This is a genomic window from Streptomyces sp. NPDC018045 (assembly GCF_044327445.1).
GTDB lineage: Bacteria > Actinomycetota > Actinomycetes > Streptomycetales > Streptomycetaceae > Streptomyces.
In genome coordinates this window covers 84,699-101,831 of the sequence record NZ_JBIRFL010000003.1, presented here as the reverse complement: position 1 = coordinate 101,831, position 17,133 = coordinate 84,699, and the positions used below count along the sequence as shown (strand labels likewise).

14 protein-coding genes are annotated in these 17,133 nt (G+C 74.9%); 9 read left to right on the top strand and 5 right to left on the bottom strand.

Annotated features, from left to right (window positions below):
* Positions 1–195 precede the first annotated feature (195 nt).
* Positions 196–1,482, top strand: a complete 1,287-nt coding sequence (locus tag ACH4EB_RS08030) for an adenylosuccinate synthase (protein WP_073765745.1) — start codon at positions 196–198, stop codon at positions 1,480–1,482.
* Positions 1,483–1,630: 148 nt separating this feature from the next.
* Here ACH4EB_RS08030 and ACH4EB_RS08025 read toward each other — a convergent pair whose 3' ends face one another.
* Both ACH4EB_RS08025 and ACH4EB_RS08020 read right to left on the bottom strand, forming a co-directional pair.
* Positions 1,631–3,424 carry a serine/threonine-protein kinase gene (locus ACH4EB_RS08025; protein ID WP_398346541.1) on the bottom strand — a complete coding sequence of 598 codons (1,794 nt, stop codon included), beginning with the start codon at positions 3,422–3,424 and terminating at the stop codon, positions 1,631–1,633.
* A gap of 241 nt (positions 3,425–3,665) precedes the next feature.
* A complete protein-coding gene (locus tag ACH4EB_RS08020) occupies positions 3,666–4,184 on the bottom strand; it encodes a MarR family winged helix-turn-helix transcriptional regulator (RefSeq protein WP_398346540.1) in 519 nt (172 codons plus the stop codon).
* 314 nt (positions 4,185–4,498) lie between these two features.
* Between ACH4EB_RS08020 and ACH4EB_RS08015 the strand changes: the two genes are divergently transcribed.
* Positions 4,499–5,173 carry a DUF4956 domain-containing protein gene (locus ACH4EB_RS08015; protein ID WP_398346539.1) on the top strand — a complete coding sequence of 225 codons (675 nt, stop codon included), beginning with the start codon at positions 4,499–4,501 and terminating at the stop codon, positions 5,171–5,173.
* A complete protein-coding gene (locus ACH4EB_RS08010) occupies positions 5,170–5,973 on the top strand; it encodes a polyphosphate polymerase domain-containing protein (RefSeq protein WP_398346538.1) in 804 nt (267 codons plus the stop codon). The genes ACH4EB_RS08015 and ACH4EB_RS08010 overlap by 4 nt, the downstream gene beginning before the upstream one ends.
* Positions 5,974–6,022: 49 nt before the next feature.
* On the opposite strand, the gene ACH4EB_RS08005 is transcribed toward ACH4EB_RS08010, so the two are convergent.
* Both ACH4EB_RS08005 and ACH4EB_RS08000 read right to left on the bottom strand, forming a co-directional pair.
* Entirely contained in the window at positions 6,023–7,417 is a 1,395-nt protein-coding gene (locus ACH4EB_RS08005; RefSeq protein ID WP_398346537.1) for a sensor histidine kinase, read from the bottom strand.
* A 2-nt stretch (positions 7,418–7,419) separates the two neighbouring features.
* Positions 7,420–8,160 (bottom strand): response regulator transcription factor, encoded by a 741-nt coding sequence (locus ACH4EB_RS08000; RefSeq protein ID WP_398346536.1) that lies wholly within the window; start codon positions 8,158–8,160, stop codon positions 7,420–7,422.
* A 183-nt stretch (positions 8,161–8,343) separates the two neighbouring features.
* Here ACH4EB_RS08000 and ACH4EB_RS07995 point away from each other — a divergent pair, with 183 nt between their 5' ends.
* The 4 genes from ACH4EB_RS07995 to ACH4EB_RS07980 all read left to right on the top strand — a co-directional run bounded on the left by ACH4EB_RS07995 (position 8,344) and on the right by ACH4EB_RS07980 (position 12,170).
* The gene (locus ACH4EB_RS07995) at positions 8,344–8,904 is read left to right on the top strand and encodes a hypothetical protein (protein WP_398346535.1); all 561 of its coding nucleotides are present in this window, start codon (positions 8,344–8,346) and stop codon (positions 8,902–8,904) included.
* A gap of 214 nt (positions 8,905–9,118) precedes the next feature.
* The gene (locus ACH4EB_RS07990; RefSeq protein WP_398346534.1) at positions 9,119–10,477 is read left to right on the top strand and encodes an aspartate aminotransferase family protein; all 1,359 of its coding nucleotides are present in this window, start codon (positions 9,119–9,121) and stop codon (positions 10,475–10,477) included.
* Between the two features lie 313 nt (positions 10,478–10,790).
* Positions 10,791–11,468, top strand: a complete 678-nt coding sequence (locus tag ACH4EB_RS07985) for a GntR family transcriptional regulator (RefSeq protein ID WP_398346533.1) — start codon at positions 10,791–10,793, stop codon at positions 11,466–11,468.
* Positions 11,469–11,519: 51 nt separating this feature from the next.
* Positions 11,520–12,170, top strand: a complete 651-nt coding sequence (locus ACH4EB_RS07980) for a hypothetical protein (protein ID WP_398346532.1) — start codon at positions 11,520–11,522, stop codon at positions 12,168–12,170.
* Between the two features lie 180 nt (positions 12,171–12,350).
* On the opposite strand, the gene ACH4EB_RS07975 is transcribed toward ACH4EB_RS07980, so the two are convergent.
* Positions 12,351–13,094, bottom strand: coding sequence for an SLATT domain-containing protein (locus tag ACH4EB_RS07975; protein ID WP_398346531.1), 744 nt, complete (start codon positions 13,092–13,094; stop codon positions 12,351–12,353).
* A gap of 300 nt (positions 13,095–13,394) precedes the next feature.
* Between ACH4EB_RS07975 and purD the strand changes: the two genes are divergently transcribed.
* Both purD and ACH4EB_RS07965 read left to right on the top strand, forming a co-directional pair.
* Positions 13,395–14,654, top strand: a complete 1,260-nt coding sequence (gene purD, locus ACH4EB_RS07970; RefSeq protein WP_398346530.1) for a phosphoribosylamine--glycine ligase — start codon at positions 13,395–13,397, stop codon at positions 14,652–14,654.
* 449 nt (positions 14,655–15,103) lie between these two features.
* A complete protein-coding gene (locus ACH4EB_RS07965; RefSeq protein ID WP_398347044.1) occupies positions 15,104–16,999 on the top strand; it encodes a hypothetical protein in 1,896 nt (631 codons plus the stop codon).
* Positions 17,000–17,133 lie beyond the last annotated feature (134 nt).

The window sequence follows — 17,133 nt, the reverse complement described above, 5'->3', positions numbered from 1 at the left end:
CCAGAAGGCTGCGCCGACACCTCGGTCCTTCCTCAGGTAGCATCTCGGTGCAAGAGCCCCTTGCGCTATTGCGCCAGGGGCTTCGTCTATTCCGGGGCACCGGTTCGACGGCTTCAGCGATGTCGTACGCATACATCAGCACGCATACGGCCTCACGCACGTTGGACATGCCCCGCCCGGAAGGGGTGTACGCCTGTGCCCGCACTTGTGCTGCTCGGTGCTCAGTGGGGTGATGAGGGCAAGGGAAAGGCCACCGATCTGCTCGGTGGGTCCGTCGACTATGTGGTGCGTTACCAGGGCGGCAACAACGCCGGTCACACGGTTGTCGTAGGCGACCAGAAATACGCGCTGCACCTTCTCCCTTCCGGAATCCTCTCGCCGGGGTGCACCCCGGTCATCGGCAACGGTGTCGTCGTCGACCCGGCGGTCCTGCTCTCCGAGCTGAGCGGACTCAACGAGCGTGGTGTCGACACGTCCAAGCTGCTGATCAGCGGTAACGCGCATCTGATCACGCCGTACAACATCACGGTCGACAAGGTCACGGAACGTTTCCTCGGCAAGCGGAAGATCGGTACGACCGGCCGCGGCATCGGCCCGACCTACGCCGACAAGATCAACCGCACCGGCATCCGCGTCCAGGACCTCTTCGACGAGTCGATCCTGCACCAGAAGGTCGAGGCGGCCCTCGACTTCAAGAACCAGGTGCTGGCCAAGCTCTACAACCACCGCGCGGTGGTCGCCGAGCAGGTCGTCGAGGAGATGCTCAGCTACGCGGACCAGATCAAGGGGTACGTGGCCGACACCACCCTCCTGCTGAACAACGCGATCGACGACGGCAAGGTCGTGCTCTTCGAGGGCGGCCAGGGCACGCTGCTCGACGTGGACCACGGCACGTACCCGTTCGTGACCTCCTCCAACCCGACCGCGGGCGGCGCCTGCACCGGCGCGGGGGTCGGCCCCACGAAGATCAGCCGGGTCATCGGCATCCTCAAGGCCTACACGACCCGCGTCGGCGCCGGCCCGTTCCCGACCGAGCTGTTCGACGCGGACGGCGAGGCGCTGCGCACCATCGGCGGCGAGCGCGGTGTGACCACCGGCCGTGACCGGCGCTGCGGCTGGTTCGACGCGGTCATCGCCCGCTACGCGACCCGCGTGAACGGCCTGACCGACTTCTTCCTCACCAAGCTGGACGTGCTCACCGGCTGGGAGCAGATCCCGGTCTGTGTCGCGTACGAGATCGACGGCAAGCGCGTCGAGGAGCTGCCGTACTCGCAGACCGACTTCCACCACGCGAAGCCGATCTACGAGAACCTGCCGGGCTGGTCCGAGGACATCACCAAGGCCAAGACCTTCGCCGAGCTGCCGAAGAACGCGCAGGCGTACGTCAAGGCGCTGGAGGAGATGTCCGGCGCGCCGATCTCCGCGATCGGCGTCGGCCCGGGCCGGGACGAGACGATCCAGGTCAATTCGTTCCTGGACTGACGGGTCCGATGCGTACGCGGCGGTAGCCGTACGAGAGCCGCGCCCCGCTCCACTCCGGAGCGGGGCGCGGCTCTCGCGTTCCACGGGGCGGGGCCCCGTCGGCGGCGCAGCCCGTCACCGGTGGGCCCGGGAGCTGACCACGAGGGCATCAGCCCTTCTTCGTGTACGTGTAAGTGGGCTTGCCGTCGTCGAAGATCCGGCGGAGCTTGCCGTCGGGCTGGAGACGCAGGGTGCTGGGGGCGCCCGCCTGGCAACTGGTCGCCGGGCCCGCCACGACGGTGGTCGGGCCGATGCGCAGCGGCGGTCCGGCGTTCATGAGGATGGCCTTGAACTCGCAGCGGTAGCCGGCCCCGCGCGCTTCCATGGCCAGGACGGTGTCGCCGACCGCGCCCTGGGCGAGGGTGAAGCGGATGGTGTCGCTGCCGCCCTTGCCGCGCTTGGTCTGCCAGTCGCCGAGGAACTTCTGCGGGATGACCCCGGGCTCCTTGCCGGCCGCCTTGCCGACCTTGCCGTCCGCCGCGGTCACGGTGCCGCCGTCGGCCTTCGCGGCGGTCCCGTCGCCTTCGTCCGGGCTGAAGATGAGGTAGGCGATGCCGATGCCGGCGGTGGCGAGACCGAGGCCGACGGCGGCGGCCAGACCGGCGGTGCGGGACCGGAGCCGACTGCCGGTGCCGGTGGCGCGGCCGCGGCCGCGGCCGGTGTGACTGGAGTGGCTGGTGTGTCCGGAGTGGCCGCTGCGGCTGTTGCTGTGGCCGGTGCGGCCCGTGGGGCTCTTGCGGCGGCGGCCGTGGGTGGTGGCGGAGGCGGACGGAGCCACCGTGGCGTCCGGTACGGCCGACGGGGTGCCGGCCGCGGCGTACGGCGGCAGTGTCGCGGGACCGGAGGCCGGGGGCGGCATGGGCGCCGAGGCAGGCGCCGGAGGGGGTGTGGGGGTCGGCTCCCGGGCCGCGTCGGCGTGGCTCCAAGAGCCGTTCTCCCAGGCCGGGCCGGGGTCCTCGGACGCCCCGTTGGGGTTCTCCGCGTCGAGCAGTTCGACGGCGTGCCGCCCCAGCTCGGCGATGAGCGCGCCCGGCAGCCAGGGTTCGTGGCCGTCGTCGTCGGAGCGGGTGTACGCGATGAGCTGTTCCGGTGTCGGGCGCTGTGCCGGGTCCTTGGCCAGGCAGGCCGCGACCAGGCTGTGCAGCCCGTACGGCAGCCCGGTCAGGTCCGGGTCCTCCTGGGCGATGCGGTACATCAGCGCGTGCACGCCGCTGTCGGACGTGCCGAAGGGCAGCCGGCCGGAGGCCGCGAACATCAGCACCGAGCCGAGGCAGAACACGTCGCTGGCGGGCGTGACGGGCCTGCCGCGCACCTGCTCGGGCGACATGAAGCCGGGGGAGCCGACGGCCTGGTTGGTGCGGGTGAGGCCGCCGCCGACGGTCACCGCCTCCAGCGCCCGCGCGATGCCGAAGTCGATGACCTTGGGGCCGTCGATGGTGAGCAGGATGTTGGACGGCTTGAGGTCGCGGTGGACGATGCCGGCGGCGTGGATGCTGCGCAGCGCGCCCGCCAGCCCGCCCGCGAGGATGCGCACGGAACGCTCGGGCAGCGGCGTACGGCCCTCGGTGATCACCTGCCGGAGCGAGGGACCCGCGATGTAGCCGGTGGCGACCCAGGGTGTCTCGGCCTCGGTGTCGGCGTCCAGGACGGGCGCGGTCCACTCGCCGCCGACCCGCCGCGCGGCCTGCACCTCCTGCCGGAAACGCGCCCGGAAGTCGTCCTGGCCCGACAGCTCGGTCTTGACCAGCTTGACGGCGACCGTGCGGCCGCGGTCGGAACGGGCGAGGTAGACCCGGCCCATACCGCCCTCGCCCAGCCGTCCCAGCAGCCGGTACGCCCCGATCCGTGGCGGGTCCTGGGGGCCGAGCGGCCCGAGGCGGCCGCGCTCTGCGCGCTCATTCACGTTCCGCTTGCCCTTTCACCTTGTTCGCCCTGTGCTCCCGGACGTGCCCTGCGGGGACGGGGCCGCAGGCGCGAACGTTCTGGACGACGCCGCCGGTTTCGTTTCGGTTCCCCGGTGTCCGTACGGGCCGCGGCCGGGCCGGGTGATGCGTGGCGAGTGGCGGTGGGTCGGGCCGGCCGGGCCGGGCGCGGGCTTCGGAACGGTCGTCAGGACGCGGGCGCGGGCCCACACTTCGGGGAACTCAGTAGCCGAGGTTATCGAGCGCCCGCGACAGCGTCTCCACCGCCTCCACGACCGCGCGGAAGCCCGGCGTCCCGCCGAGCTGTCCGGCCAGCTCGGCCGCGAACGCGCCGTGGTCCGGGGTGATCCGGTGCAAAGCGGTCAGACCGTCGTCCGTGAGCGCGAGCAACTTGGCCCGCCGGTGGGCGGGATTGGGCCGGTACTCGGCCAGCCCCTCCGCCACCACCAGGTCCGCGACCCGCTGCACGCTCTGCCGGGTGATGCCCAGCGCCCGCGCGATCCCGGCCACGGGCAGCGGACCGCCCGCCACGGCGCCGAGCACCTGCCGGCGGGCGGTGGTCAGTCCGGCCGGGCGGGCCAGTCGCTCCGACACGGCGAGGACCTGGCCGTTGAGGCGGAAGACGCCGAGGGCGGTACGGCTGAGGAGTTCGGGGGCGGGGCCGGTGGGGTGGGCGGAGGAGGGGTCGGCCGCAGGGCCCGTCGCCGGTGCGGCGCCGGGCTCCGGCGCGGGCCCGGTCATGCCGCTCCCTTTGCCGCCTGTACGAGGCCGGGCTCCCGGCCGGCGAGCGTGCCGTGGGCGGCGGGGTGGGCGGCGGTGCGGGGCTGCGCGGTCGTACAGGTCATGGTGGCTCCCCGGTGGGCGGGCCGCGCCGCGCGGTGCCGCGCCGACCCGTTGACAGCACCCTGTCGCCATGACAGCAGGCTGTCAACGAGCGCGAGGGGCGTCGGCCGTCCGGGTGGGCCGGGCGCGTTAACCCTCCAGGAGGGGCGGAGTTAACCCGTCCGTTCCTAGCGTCTGACGCGTACCGATCAGCAACCGACAGGAGACGCGCCATGGAGACGCTGGGGCAGCTCGCCGCCCACCTCGTGCTCGACCTCGCCGCGGTGAGCGTGCTGACGTTCGCCATCTACTACCCGCGCCACCGGCGCCGCGACCTGGTGCCCGCCTACCTCGCGCTGAACGTCGCGCTGTTCGCGGTCGTCTCGGCGCTGGCCCAGGTCGGGGCGGGCGGCACGGCCCTCGGATTCGGCCTGTTCGGAGTGCTGTCGATCATCCGGCTGCGGTCCGACTCGATCCAGCACGAGGAGGTCGCGTACTACTTCACGACGCTGGTCCTCGGCCTGCTGTGCGGCCTGCCGCACCTCGGCTTCGCCGTCGCGGCGACGCTCGCCGGGCTGCTGCTCCTGGTCATGTACGGCGCCGACCACCCGCGGCTGATGGCCCGTACCTGCCGCACCGTCGTCACCCTCGACGCCGTCCACACCGACCCGCGGGTGCTCCGCGCCGACCTGGCGCGCCGGCTCGGCGGCGAGCCGTTCAACTGGACGGTCAGGGAAGTCGACTTTGTCCGGGACCTGATGGTGGTGGACGTCCGCTTCCGTCTGCCGGAACCTTTCGGCAAGCCTGCTCGTACGACCTCAGAGCACGCCGACCGCAGCCGGTCCCGCACGATCACCCGCTCCGCCGCGCACCCGCGGCCCCGTCCCCTTTCCGAGGAGACCGTGTGATTCCCGCCGTACGAGCGATCGCCCGCGCCGCCATGGCGGCGCGCCCGATAACCCTCTCCGAGCTCCAGGCCCGCGCGGAGCTGATGGCCCGCATCGACCACAGCTACCTCGTACCGGTCGAGGTGTTCGCCGACTTCGCGGCCCGGCTGACCGATCCGCGGCGGCCGGGCGGCCCGTTCCAGGCGCTGTGCATCAACGGCCGCCGCTGGTTCGGCTACCACTCCGTCTACTACGACACCCCCGACCTGCGGGCCTTCCACGACCACCGGCAGGGCCGCCGCCACCGCTACAAGATCCGCGAGCGGCTCTACGAGGACTCCGGGGAGCGGCAGTTCGAGATCAAGCTCAAGGGGCGGCGCGGTGAGACGCTCAAGCGGCGGCAGCCGCTGCTGCCCGGGGAGGCGACGCTCGGACGCGGCCCGCGCGGCTTCCTGGCCTCCGTCCTGCACGGCACGTACGGCATCGCCGCGCCCCAGGAACTGGTGCCGTCCCTGGTGACCGACTACCGGCGCGCCACCTTCGTCGCCGACGAGCAGCGCATCACCTGCGACGCGGACCTGGTCTGCCGGGACGCGGGCACCGGCCGCAGCGTACGGGCCGACGGCGGCCTGGTCCTGGTCGAGACCAAGACATCGGTCACCGGCCATCTCACGGACGCGGACCGGCTGCTGCACACGTACGGGCTGCGCGCCGCCGAGTTCACCAAGTACTGCGGGGCGATGGCGGCGCTGCGGCCCGGGCTGACGGCCAACCAGTGGCGGCGGGCGGTACGGGCGGCGTTCCCGCGGGCGGCGGCGTAGGCGGCGCGGCCCGGGCGGAGCGCGTGCGGGCCCGGCGAGCCGGCGACCGTCAGGTGCGTCGTCCGGTGCCGGCCGGGCCGAAGCGGGCCGTGACCCGCGCGCCGCCCCCGGCCGCCGAACCGCACTCCAGCGAGCCGCCCGACTCCTCCGCCGCCCGGCGCACGATGTCCAGACCCAGCCCTGTCGAGCCGCCGCCGCTGCGGCCGCGCTCCGGGACGTGCCCGGCGGGAAAGCCGGGGCCGTCGTCCTCGACGGTGAGCCGACAGCCGCCGGTGACCTCGCGGGCGACCGTGATGCGCAGCCCCGCGCCGTCCGGGGTGTGGTCGAGGACGTTGCCGATCAGGGCGTCCACGGCCGCGGCGAGCCCCGCCGCGTCGGCCCGTACGGCGACCGGGCCGGCCGGGGCCTCGAAGCCCAGCTCGCGGCCCTGGTCCTCGGCCAGCGGGTGCCAGAAATCAGCGCGTTCACGGGCCACGGCGGCCAGGTCGGCGCGCGGGGAGTGCTGCGGGCGGGCCCCCGGCGCCGGGCCCGCCCGGCCCGGTTCCGCCGTGCCCCGCCGCGCCGCGCGCAGCGGCTCGCGTGCCGTACGGATGACGGCGTCGACGCTGCGTTCCAGCGCCGCGACGTCCGCCGCGATCCGCTCCGCCTCCGCCGGGTCGCGCAGCCCCTCCGCGTCCAGGCGCAGCGCGGCGACGGGGGTGCGCAGCCGGTGCGCGAGATCGGCCGCGTTCTCCCGTTCGGCGGTCAGGAAGCCGTCGATACGGTCCGCCAGGCGGTTCACCTCGCGCGCCACCGCGCGCAGCTCGGGCGGCCCGGACGGTGCGGCGCGCGCCGCCAGGTCGCCCGCGGCCAGCCGGTCGGCGACCTGGGACAGCCGGCGCGCCGAGCCGACCAGGCGGGCACCGAGCCGGTCGGCGACCAGCAGCCCGAGCAGGACCAGCGCCACGCCGATCCCGGCGATCTCCAGCGACGAGGCCAGCGTGCCCGCGTACAACTGGCCCTCCGACAGGGCGACGAGGACCACGGCGGTGCCGCCCGCCACGCCCTGCACCGGCACCAGGACGGTACGGCCCCCCGCGGGCGGCTCGTAGGTGAACGCCCGGCCGTAACGGGCCAGCCGGACCGCGTCGGTGATGGGCGCGGCGGGCCCGAGCACGGTGCCGTCGGCGAGCACGACCGAGGTGCGGGGCAGGCCGGGGCCGTTGGCGGAGTCGACGATGCCCGCGGCGGCCCGGCGCGCGTCCGGGCCCCCGCCGGACCCGCCGCCCCGCGCGCCGGCCAGCGCCTGGCCGACACCGGTGGCCAGTGAGTGCGCGCGTGAGGTGGCGTCGGCGGTGGCCCGGTCGGCGGCGTGGCTGCGGGTGAGCAGGGAGAGCGGGACCAGCAGGGCGGCGAGGACCAGCGCGGTGGTCGCGGCGGTGAGGAGGAGCAGGCTGCGGCGCACGGCTACGGCTCACGGGGCGGGGTGGGGCCGGGCCCGTCCGGCACGGTGTCCGGGCCGGGTGCGCCCTCCGGCGCCGCCAGTTTGACCCCGACCGTACGGACCGTGTGCAGGTAGCGCGGCCGCTGGGCCGTCTCGCCCAGTTTCCGCCGCAGCCACGACAGGTGGACGTCCACCGTCTTGTCCGCGCCGCCCAGCGGCTGCTGCCACACCTCCGCCAGCAGCTCCCGCCGGGAGATCACCTGCCCCGCGCGGCGCGCCAGGTAGGTGAGCAGGTCGAACTCACGCGGCGTCAGGTCGAGCGGTTCGCCGTCCAGGGACACCTCGCGCGCGGCCACGTCCACGCGCAGGCCGCCGACGCGCAGCGCGGGTTCCGGCCCGGCGGTGCCGAGGCGGCGCAGCACGGCCTTGATGCGCGCGTCCAACTGGGCGGCCCCGAAGGGTTTGACGATGTAGTCGTCGGCACCGTCCCCGAGGACCGCGACCATGTCCGGCTCCTCGTCGCGCGCGGTGGCGACGATCACCGGTACGTCGCTGACGGCCCGCAGCATCCGCAGCACCTGCGCGCCGTCCACGTCCGGCAGTCCGAGGTCCAGGACGACGAGGTCCGGGCGGTCCGTCACGGCGGCGTCCAGGCCGGACATGCCGGTCGCCGCGGTGGCCACGGCGTGCCCGCGGTCGCGCAGCGCGCGCAGCAGCGCGCCGCGCAACTGGGGGTCGTCCTCGACGACGAGGAGATGGGACATGCCCCTCACCGTAACCAGGCACGCCACCGCGACGGGAGACGCCGCGAGCGGTCGGCACGTGCCGGGCCAGGGGTTTGCCCGCGCCTTAACCGGACGTTAGGAAAGGGTGCGGGAGGCTGGCCGCGACGGTGACACCGGCCGTACGGGCCCTGCGGGCCGTACGGCAGACGGAAGGACGGCGCGATGGCGTGGCGCAGTGTGGCGGCGACGGCGGCCTGGGTGTGTGCGGTGGCCGCGGCGGGCGGCCTGGGCGCCTGGTCGCTGGCGAGCGCCGACACCGGCGGGCGCAACGCGCGGGCGCTCCCGCTGGACGACGGAGGCGTACGGGACAAGCTCGCCGCGGCCCGCGCCGCCTCGCCGGACCCGGCCTCCCCGAAGCCCGGACCGGGGTCGTCCTCCGGCGCCGCCGCGACCGGCCCGCCGTCCGGTTCCCCGTCGGGCGCCCCGCCCGGCACCGCCTCCGGCTCCCCGCCGGCCCGGCCCGACGGCGGCGGAACGGTCCGTCTGGCCGGGGGCAGCGCCACCGCCGAGTGCCGTACGGACGGCCGCGTCTACCTGACGGTCTGGAGCCCGGCCACCGGCTACCGCGCGGACGACGTACGGCGCGGGCCGGCCGCCACCGCCGCGATCGAGTTCGAGCCGCTCGACGACCACGTCGGCGACGACCACGCGTACACGCTCCACTGCGCGGCGGACGGCCGCCCCCGGGCGGCCTCGGCCCCGGAGGACGACGATGACGACTGAGCCGCCCGTCTGAGCCGTCGGCCCGGGCCGCCCGTCCGGGCCACCGCGTCGCGCCGTGGCCCTGGAGCTTCCTACAGCCCCACCGACAGACTGTCCGCGCCCGTCGTGAGCGCCATACACAGTGTCGGTACCTCGCGCCGTACGCCGGTCCCTAGGCTGAGGGCGTCCGCCGTACCGTGCCCTTGGCGGGCCCGAGCGATCCGAGGTAGTGACCGTGACCACGACGCAACCCGACCCGGCAGCCGGCGCGGCGGTACAGGCCACCGACCGCGCGCACGTCTTCCACTCCTGGTCAGCGCAGGGCCTGATCGACCCGATGCCGGTCGCCGGGGCCGAGGGCGCGTACTTCTGGGACTACGACGGCAACCGCTACCTCGACTTCTCCTCCCAGTTGGTCAACACCAACATCGGCCATCAGCACCCGAAGGTCGTCGCCGCGATCCAGGAGCAGGCCGGCAAGCTGTGCACCCTCGCGCCGGGCTTCGCCGTGGACGTCCGCGCCGAGGCCGCCCGCCTGGTCGCCGAGCGCACCCCCGGCGACCTCGACAAGATCTTCTTCACCAACGGCGGCGCGGAGGCCGTGGAGAACGCGGTCCGGATGGCCCGGCTGCACACCGGCCGGGCCAAGGTCCTGTCCACCTACCGCTCGTACCACGGCGCCACCGCCGCCGCGATCAACCTGACCGGTGACCCGCGCCGCTGGCCCTCGGACACCGCCTCGGCCGGTGTGGTGCACTTCTGGGGCCCGTTCCGCTACCGCTCGCCCTTCCACGCGGAGAGCGAGGCCCAGGAGTGCGAGCGCGCCCTCGCGCACCTGGAGGACACCATCGCCTTCGAGGGGCCGCAGTCGGTCGCCGCCGTCATCCTGGAGACCGTGCCGGGCACCGCCGGGATCATGGTCCCCCCGCCCGGCTACCTGGCCGGCGTCCGCGAGATCTGCGACCGGTACGGCATCGTCTTCATCCTGGACGAGGTCATGGCGGGCTTCGGCCGTACGGGCCGCTGGTTCGCCGCCGACCACTTCGGTGTCACGCCGGACCTGCTGACCTTCGCCAAGGGCGTGAACTCCGGTTACGTCCCGCTGGGCGGCGTCGCCCTCTCCGCCGAGATCGCCGCCACCTTCGACCAGCGCCCCTACCCGGGCGGCCTGACCTACTCCGGCCACCCGCTGGCCTGCGCCTCCGCCGTCGCCACGATCAACGCGATGGCCGAGGAGAAGATCGTGGAGAACGCCGCGGAGATCGGCGAGAAGGTCATCGGGCCGAAGCTGCGCGCCCTCGCGGAGCGGCACCCCTCGGTCGGCGAGGTGCGCGGTCTGGGCGTCTTCTGGGCGCTGGAACTGGTCAAGGACAAGGAGACGCGCGAGCCGCTCGTGCCGTACAACGCGTCGGGCGCGGCCAACGCCCCGATGGCGGAGTTCGCGGCGGCCTGCAAGCGCGGCGGCCTGTGGCCCTTCGTGAACATGAACCGCACCCACGTCGTGCCGCCCTGCACCGTCACGGAGGCCGAGGCCAAGGAGGGCCTGGCGGCCCTGGACGCGGCCCTGTCGGTGGCCGACGCGCACACGCGCTGAGGGCCTGCGTCCCGCGCCCGGCCGGGTTTCGGACACACGCGCTGAGGCCGGGCGCGGGGGCCCCGGAGCCGATGACGGGCGGGTCCGGCGGCGTCCCGGAGCCCGGTGGCGGCAGCCCGGGCGCGGGGCCGCGGCACCCGGTCACGGCCCGGCCCGGCGGCCCCTGCCGCCCCGGCCGGTCCCCGCGCCACCGTCGCCCCGCCCGTCCCCCTCGCCTATCGTGAGGGCGAGGGCCGCTCTCCTTGCGCGGTCTACGGACCATGCGGTCGTACGGGCCCCCGGGCCCTCGCGGCCGCCGAAGGAGACGGACACGATGCCCGCCGGCCCAGGCAGCGGAGTCATACGGCGCAACACCCTGCGCCAGCAGATCGCCGACGCGCTGCGCGACGAGGTGCTGGCCGGACGGCTGCCCTGCGGAGACCAGTTCACGGTCAAGGAGATCGCCGAGCAGTACGGGGTCTCCGCGACGCCCGTGCGGGAGGCGCTGCTCGACCTGTGCGCCCAGGGCCTCCTCGACGTCGAGCAGCACCGCGGTTTCCGCGTGCACGCCTTCACGGCCGCCGACTACCGGGAGATGGTCGAGGCCCGCACCCTGATCGTCGAGGGCATCTTCCGCACCCGCGCGGAGCGGGCGCTGAGAACCGCGTCCCCCGCCGTGATGATGTCCATCAGGCGCCGCGCCGAGGAGGCCGAACGGGCCGCGCGGGCCGGGGACTTGGACGTACTGATCGGGTACGACCTGCGCTTCTGGCGCGAACTGGGCAGTCTGGTGGGAAACCCGTACATCAGTGACTTCCTGGACCGGGTGCGTGTCCAGAGCTGGGTCTTCGCCGTGCCGCTGCTGCGGCGCGAGACGGACCTGCGCGGCCGGCTGTGGCACGGCCACCGCGACCTGGTCGGCGCCGTCGTCCGGCACGATCTGGCCGAGGCACAGCGGCTGGTGCGCGAGTACAACGAGCACTCCCTCGCCCTCGTCGGTGGCCCCGGCTAGCACTACGCTGTCCCGACCGCCCCCCACCCGACCGGAAGCGAGCCTCATCCCGTGGCATGTGACCTGTGGCTGGTCCCCCTTGTCGATGTGCTGTGCCACAGCCCCGACAACCCCTTCTCCGAAGAGATCGCCGCCTACGACCAGGCCCTCACGGAAGCGGGACTGCCGCCCGTCCCCGTCTTCAGCTACATGCCCGGCCTGTCGGGGGACGTCGCCCCGGTGGCGGGCTTCGACTACGACGCGCTGCACTTCCTGCGGCGCGCGTACCTGCTGCGGATGTGCGGGCTGGAGGTGACACCCGTGGACGAACTGGGCGGGGACTACGAACAGTTGCTGGAGATGTTCGAGACCACGGCGCAGGAGTCCCACCTGGTCTGGCACTACGACCACGCCGGGGCGTACGTCCCGGTCGACTTCCCGCACCCGCTGGCCACCGACGAACTGCTGGAGGGCGGCGGGCCGCTGGGCTCCGCGCACGGCCTGCTGCGCGACCTCGAAAAGGTCGCGCCGTCCATCGGTATCGATCCGGCCAATCCGCCGGCCGCGCCGCAAGCGCCCGCGCGGCCCACCACGCTGGAGGAACGGGTGGCGGGGCTGCCCCTCGACGACAGCCCGTTCGCGCGGGAGCGGCACGTCTGGCTGGGGCTGCACGCCGCGGCGACCCGCAGCCTGGGCCAAGGATCGATGATCGTCTTCAGTTGACGGCGCCGGCCGGCCCGGCCACGCCGCCGCCGGTTCCTCCGGACCTTCCCCCTCGGCGCGCGCGTACGGCACGCGGCGCACCGGCGCGTACGGCCCGGTGGGCCCGCTCGGCGTCCCGCGCGCGGGCGTGCGCCTCGGAATCTGCGTCTCCTCACCCCGGCCGGGGCCGGCCGCAGGCTCTCAGCGCGGTGACTCGGGCGGCCGCTGCCGCGGCATGTTCGGACGGGTGCCCGGCGGGAGCGTGATCCGGCCAGGTTGCGCACCGCCGGGCTCCGGACGCTGCTGCCCCCACTGCGCCGTCGCCCGCGCGGCCGGCGGCAGCGGGCCCGGACGGAACTGGGCCATCCAGTCGGCGGTCTCGGCCCGCACCAGCTCCGCGATGTCCTCGTTGAACCGGCGCAGCACGCCCAGGCAGCGCTCCGCCGCCTCGCCCGCGGTGCCCTCCGTCGGGCCGAGCACCTCACGGACGTTCTCCGAGGCCCAGTCGAACTGGAGCGCCTCCAGCCGCCGTTGCACCGCCTGCGCGGTCGCCATGTCCCGCATCCAGCCCGCGGTCACCCCGAAGAACCGGTCGCCGGCGACGCACGCCGCCGCCACCAGCAGCGCCAGGTACCCCCACTTCGCGCCCCCGGGTGCCACCCCGGTCAGGTCGAGCAGCGGCATCAGGCCGCCCGACGCCACACCGGCCGCCGCCCCCAGGCGCAGCGCCCGCGCACCGCGCCGTTTGGCCACCCGGTCGTGCAGGTACCAGGAGGCGGCCCGCAGGGCGCCCTGCTCGACCCAGTGGTACAGCTCGTCGAGGCGCTCAGCCGGCTCGCCCCAGTCCCCGAGCGGGAAGGGGCGGCTCCCCAGGTCGCCGCGGCCGCCCCCGAGCCCGCGCTCCTCCCGAGGGAGTCCCTCGGGCTGCATCTCCGGCTGACTCACCCGTGCACTCCCTCATGCAGATACGTGCGATGCGCGCGGTACGTACGAGACGGCCGGTGCGCATCCACCTTCCTACCGCCGAACGGTGGGCCTCGCCCCCAAGATCGCTTTATTTCCGCCCGGAAGTGGTGCGGAATCAGGTATAGGGCCATGCCCGCTCTCACTCGAAAGAGTGGCCACTGCCCGTCCTCGTACGGTTTCCCCGGCTTCCGCCCCACTCGTCCCCGCGTCCCGCCCGGCCGCACGGGGCCCGCGGGGGCGCCGCCCCGCACCGGCGCCCGCGACGACTAGGCTGCTCACGTGAAGGTCCTCGTCATCGGCGGCGGCGCCCGCGAACACGCCCTGTGCCGCTCCCTGTCCCTCGACCCCGACGTCACCGCGCTGCACTGCGCCCCCGGCAACGCCGGCATCGCGGAGGTGGCCGAGCTGCACACCGTCGATGCCGTCGACGGCGCGGCCGTGGCAGACCTGGCGCAGCGCCTGGCAGTGGAGCTGGTGATCGTCGGTCCCGAAGCGCCGCTGGTCGCCGGTGTCGCCGACGCCGTCCGCGAGCGCGGCATCCCGGTCTTCGGCCCGTCCGCGCAGGCGGCCGAGCTGGAAGGCTCCAAGGCGTTCGCCAAGGACGTGATGGCCGCCGCCGGGGTGCCCACCGCCCGCAGCTATCTGTGCACCACCCCCGCCGAGATCGACGCGGCGCTGGACGCGTTCGGCGCGCCGTACGTGGTCAAGGACGACGGCCTGGCCGCCGGCAAGGGCGTCGTGGTCACCGAGGACGTCGAGGCCGCTCGCGCGCACGCGCTGGCCTGCGGCCGCGTCGTCATCGAGGAGTTCCTCGACGGCCCCGAGGTCTCCCTGTTCGCCGTCACCGACGGCGAGACCGTCGTGCCGCTCCAGCCCGCCCAGGACTTCAAGCGCGCCCACGACGCCGACCAGGGCCCGAACACCGGCGGCATGGGCGCCTACAGCCCGCTGCCCTGGGCCGACCCCAAGCTGGTCGACGAGGTGCAGCGGACCGTGCTGCAGCCCACCGTCGACGAACTGCGCCGCCGCGGCACGCCCTTCTCCGGGCTGCTGTACGCGGGCCTGGCGATCACCTCGCGCGGGGTGCGCGTCATCGAGTTCAACGCCCGCTTCGGCGACCCGGAGACCCAGGTCGTGCTGGCCCGGCTGCGTACCCCGCTGTCCGCCCTGCTGCGCGCCGCGGCGACCGGCACGCTCGCCGCGCTGCCGCCGCTGCGCTGGAGCGACGACGCCGCGGTGACGGTCGTGGTGGCCGCGCACAACTACCCCGGCACGCCGCGCACGGGTGACCCGATCGGCGGCCTGACCGAGGTCGCGGAGAAGGACGCGCCCGGCGCGTACGTCCTGCACGCGGGCACGAAGAAGGACGCCGCCACCGGTGAGGTCGTCAGCGCGGGCGGCCGGGTGCTGTCCGTGACGGCCACCGGCACCGATCTGACCGCGGCGCGGGAGCGTGCCTACCGGGCGCTCGGCCGGATCACGCTGGACGGTTCGCACCACCGTACGGACATCGCGGCGCGCGCGGCGGGGGAGAGCTGAGCGGCCGGTCCGTCCCCGGCTCGATCCGCCCCCGGGCCTGCCCGGGGGCGGATGCCGCCGGGGCCGGTTCCTGACCGGTCCGGTCCCGGGCCGCGCCCGTTTCGCCCCGTTTTCCGGGCGGCCGGGACGGATGTGGCCGGGAAAAGGCTCCCGGCTTTACCCAAAGCCATTCCATCGAGTGACCGCGCCGCCATCCGGCTGACGGGGCGGGGAGCCCCAACTAGGGTTCCCGGCAAGCGTCGTGTGGCGCCCGTGCCGCCCGGCGGCACGGCTGTCACGGCGGCGTCCGGCAAGTGGCTCACCGGCATTGCGATGTCGGTGGCCGGTGCCACAGTGGTGGAGAGTGAGCAACGCCGCCGAAGCCGTCCACGGCCCCGGCACCGTTGCCCCGCTCTCGTCGTCCCGTGTTCTCGTCGTCCCGTTGGTCAGGGCAGCAGGGGGTGTACAGGCTGGTGGCAGGTCCGGAAGCAGGAGCAGAGGCGGCGCGCGCCCGCGCGCTCGCGGTGCTGCGGATCCGCGGCGCGGCGCTGGGCGTGGCCCTGGTGCCCGCGGCGGTGGCCGTGGTGCTGCTCGTCGGTGGCCTCACCGGCCGGATCGGCCGCGCCGACCCGGTCACGAGTTCCAGCGGCTGGGACACGGCGCGCTGGGCCGTGACGGGTATCGCGCTGGTCGTGCTGCTGCTGGCGGCGCTGGTCACGGCCGTCATCGTCCGGGCCCGGCCCGCGCTGAGCCCCTCGGTCCCCATAGCGGAGTCCTCGGCCCCCGACCTGTACCGCCTGGTGCGGGACCTGGCCGACCGGCTGGAGGTGCCCGCGCCGTCCGCGATAGCCCTGACGCCCGACTGCGACAGTTGGCTGGAGGACCGTACGCACCGCGCGCACACTCCGGCGCGCGGCCGGGCCGCACGCGGTCGGGGAGCGGGAGCGGGTGACGGGACGCGCGCCGTGCAGGCGCCGGTCCTGGTGATCGGCTCCCCGTTCATGTGGTGGATGCGGGTCGCCGAGCTGCGGGCGCTGCTGGCGCCCGTCGTGGCCGGCACGGGTCCCTCCGCCAACCCGGACATAGCCGCGGCCCGCCGCTTCGTACGGGGCCTGGACGCCGCGGTGGCGGTCTCCGCGCGCGGCAGGAGCCCCCTGGCCGCACCGGCGCCGGCGTTCGTCGGCTGGGCCGCGCGGCTGCTGCTGCGGGCCTGCCGCGAGCACGCCCTGGAAATGGAGCGGTGCGTGGCCGCCGCCGCGTCCGAGCGCGCCCAGAGCGTCGACTACGGCCTGCGGATCGTCGCCCAGGAGCAGGTCGGGCTCGCGTACGCGGGCTGGGACCGGCTGCTGACCCGGGTCGCGCTGCCCGCCTGGCGCATGGGCCGCTGGCCCTCCCGGCTGGACGCCGGGGTGGTCTCCGCGCTCACCGAGCTCTCCCGCCGCGACCGTCTGGCCGAAGGTTTCACCTCCCGCCTGGGCGAGCGCCCGGCGTGCGACCTCCTGGAGGAGCCCGGCGCCGTGGACCGCGCCGCCTCCCTGCTCGCCGCCCGCCTCTTCCACGGCGGCCCGGCCGAGCCGGGGCCCGACTGGTCCCCGGTCGGCTGGCAGCAGTATCCGGAGGAGGTCGTGGACCGCAAGTGGCGGCAGGAAGCGGCCCGGCTGCACCGGGTGCTGGACGCCCTCCCGTCGGTCCCCGGCGACGGCGCGCGGCCACCGCGCCCCCCGGCGGCGCCGGAGCGGGCCGCCCCGCCCGAGTGCCGCATACCCCGCCCGATGCCGCAGGCCCCGGCGCCGCAGTCCCCGATGCCGGGTGAGCGAAAGGAGGCGCGGGCCGAGCGGGAGCCGGAGCGGCAGCCGAAGCCGCAGCCGTCCCCCCGCTTCGCCGACCCCGGCCCGGAGAGCAGCGCGCCGACGCTGATACGGGTCATCGAACGACTGCTGGCGGACGAGCGCGCGGGCGACCTCGTCGCCGCCCGGCTCGGTGCCGAGCTGGCGCGCGAGGAGCGTGCGGAGGCGGAGCGCCAGGCGGCGCGCGCGCCCGCGCCCGACGGCCCGGACGCCGGTGTGTCCTGGGGCGACGGGCTCGCCGACGGGCTCCCGCTGTTCCCCATGCAGCCCCCGCGCACGGGCCGCGAGCTGCTTGCCGACCACGTGACCGCGATGGTGTGCTGCGCCGCCGTGGACACCGCCGGCGCCGCCCCCGGCCTGGACTGGCTCGACGGTCCGGTGCTGCTGGTCGACGGGGCGCGCCGGTCGGACCTGGGCCACCCGGTGCTCCGGCTCGTCGACGACGGTGACGCCGGGCCGCTGGGCGAGTGGCTCGGTGCGGTCGGGGTGCGGCCCGAGAAGCCGGTACGGCTCGTGTGAGGGGCGCCAAGGGCGCGTAGGGAGCGTACGGGGGCGCATTCGGGGGCATGAAGGAGCCGAGTGCGCCTGTTGTCGGCACCCGCTCCGCATCACCCGCACGACCGGGCTGAATGTTCCCCTCCAGTTCGTCGTTC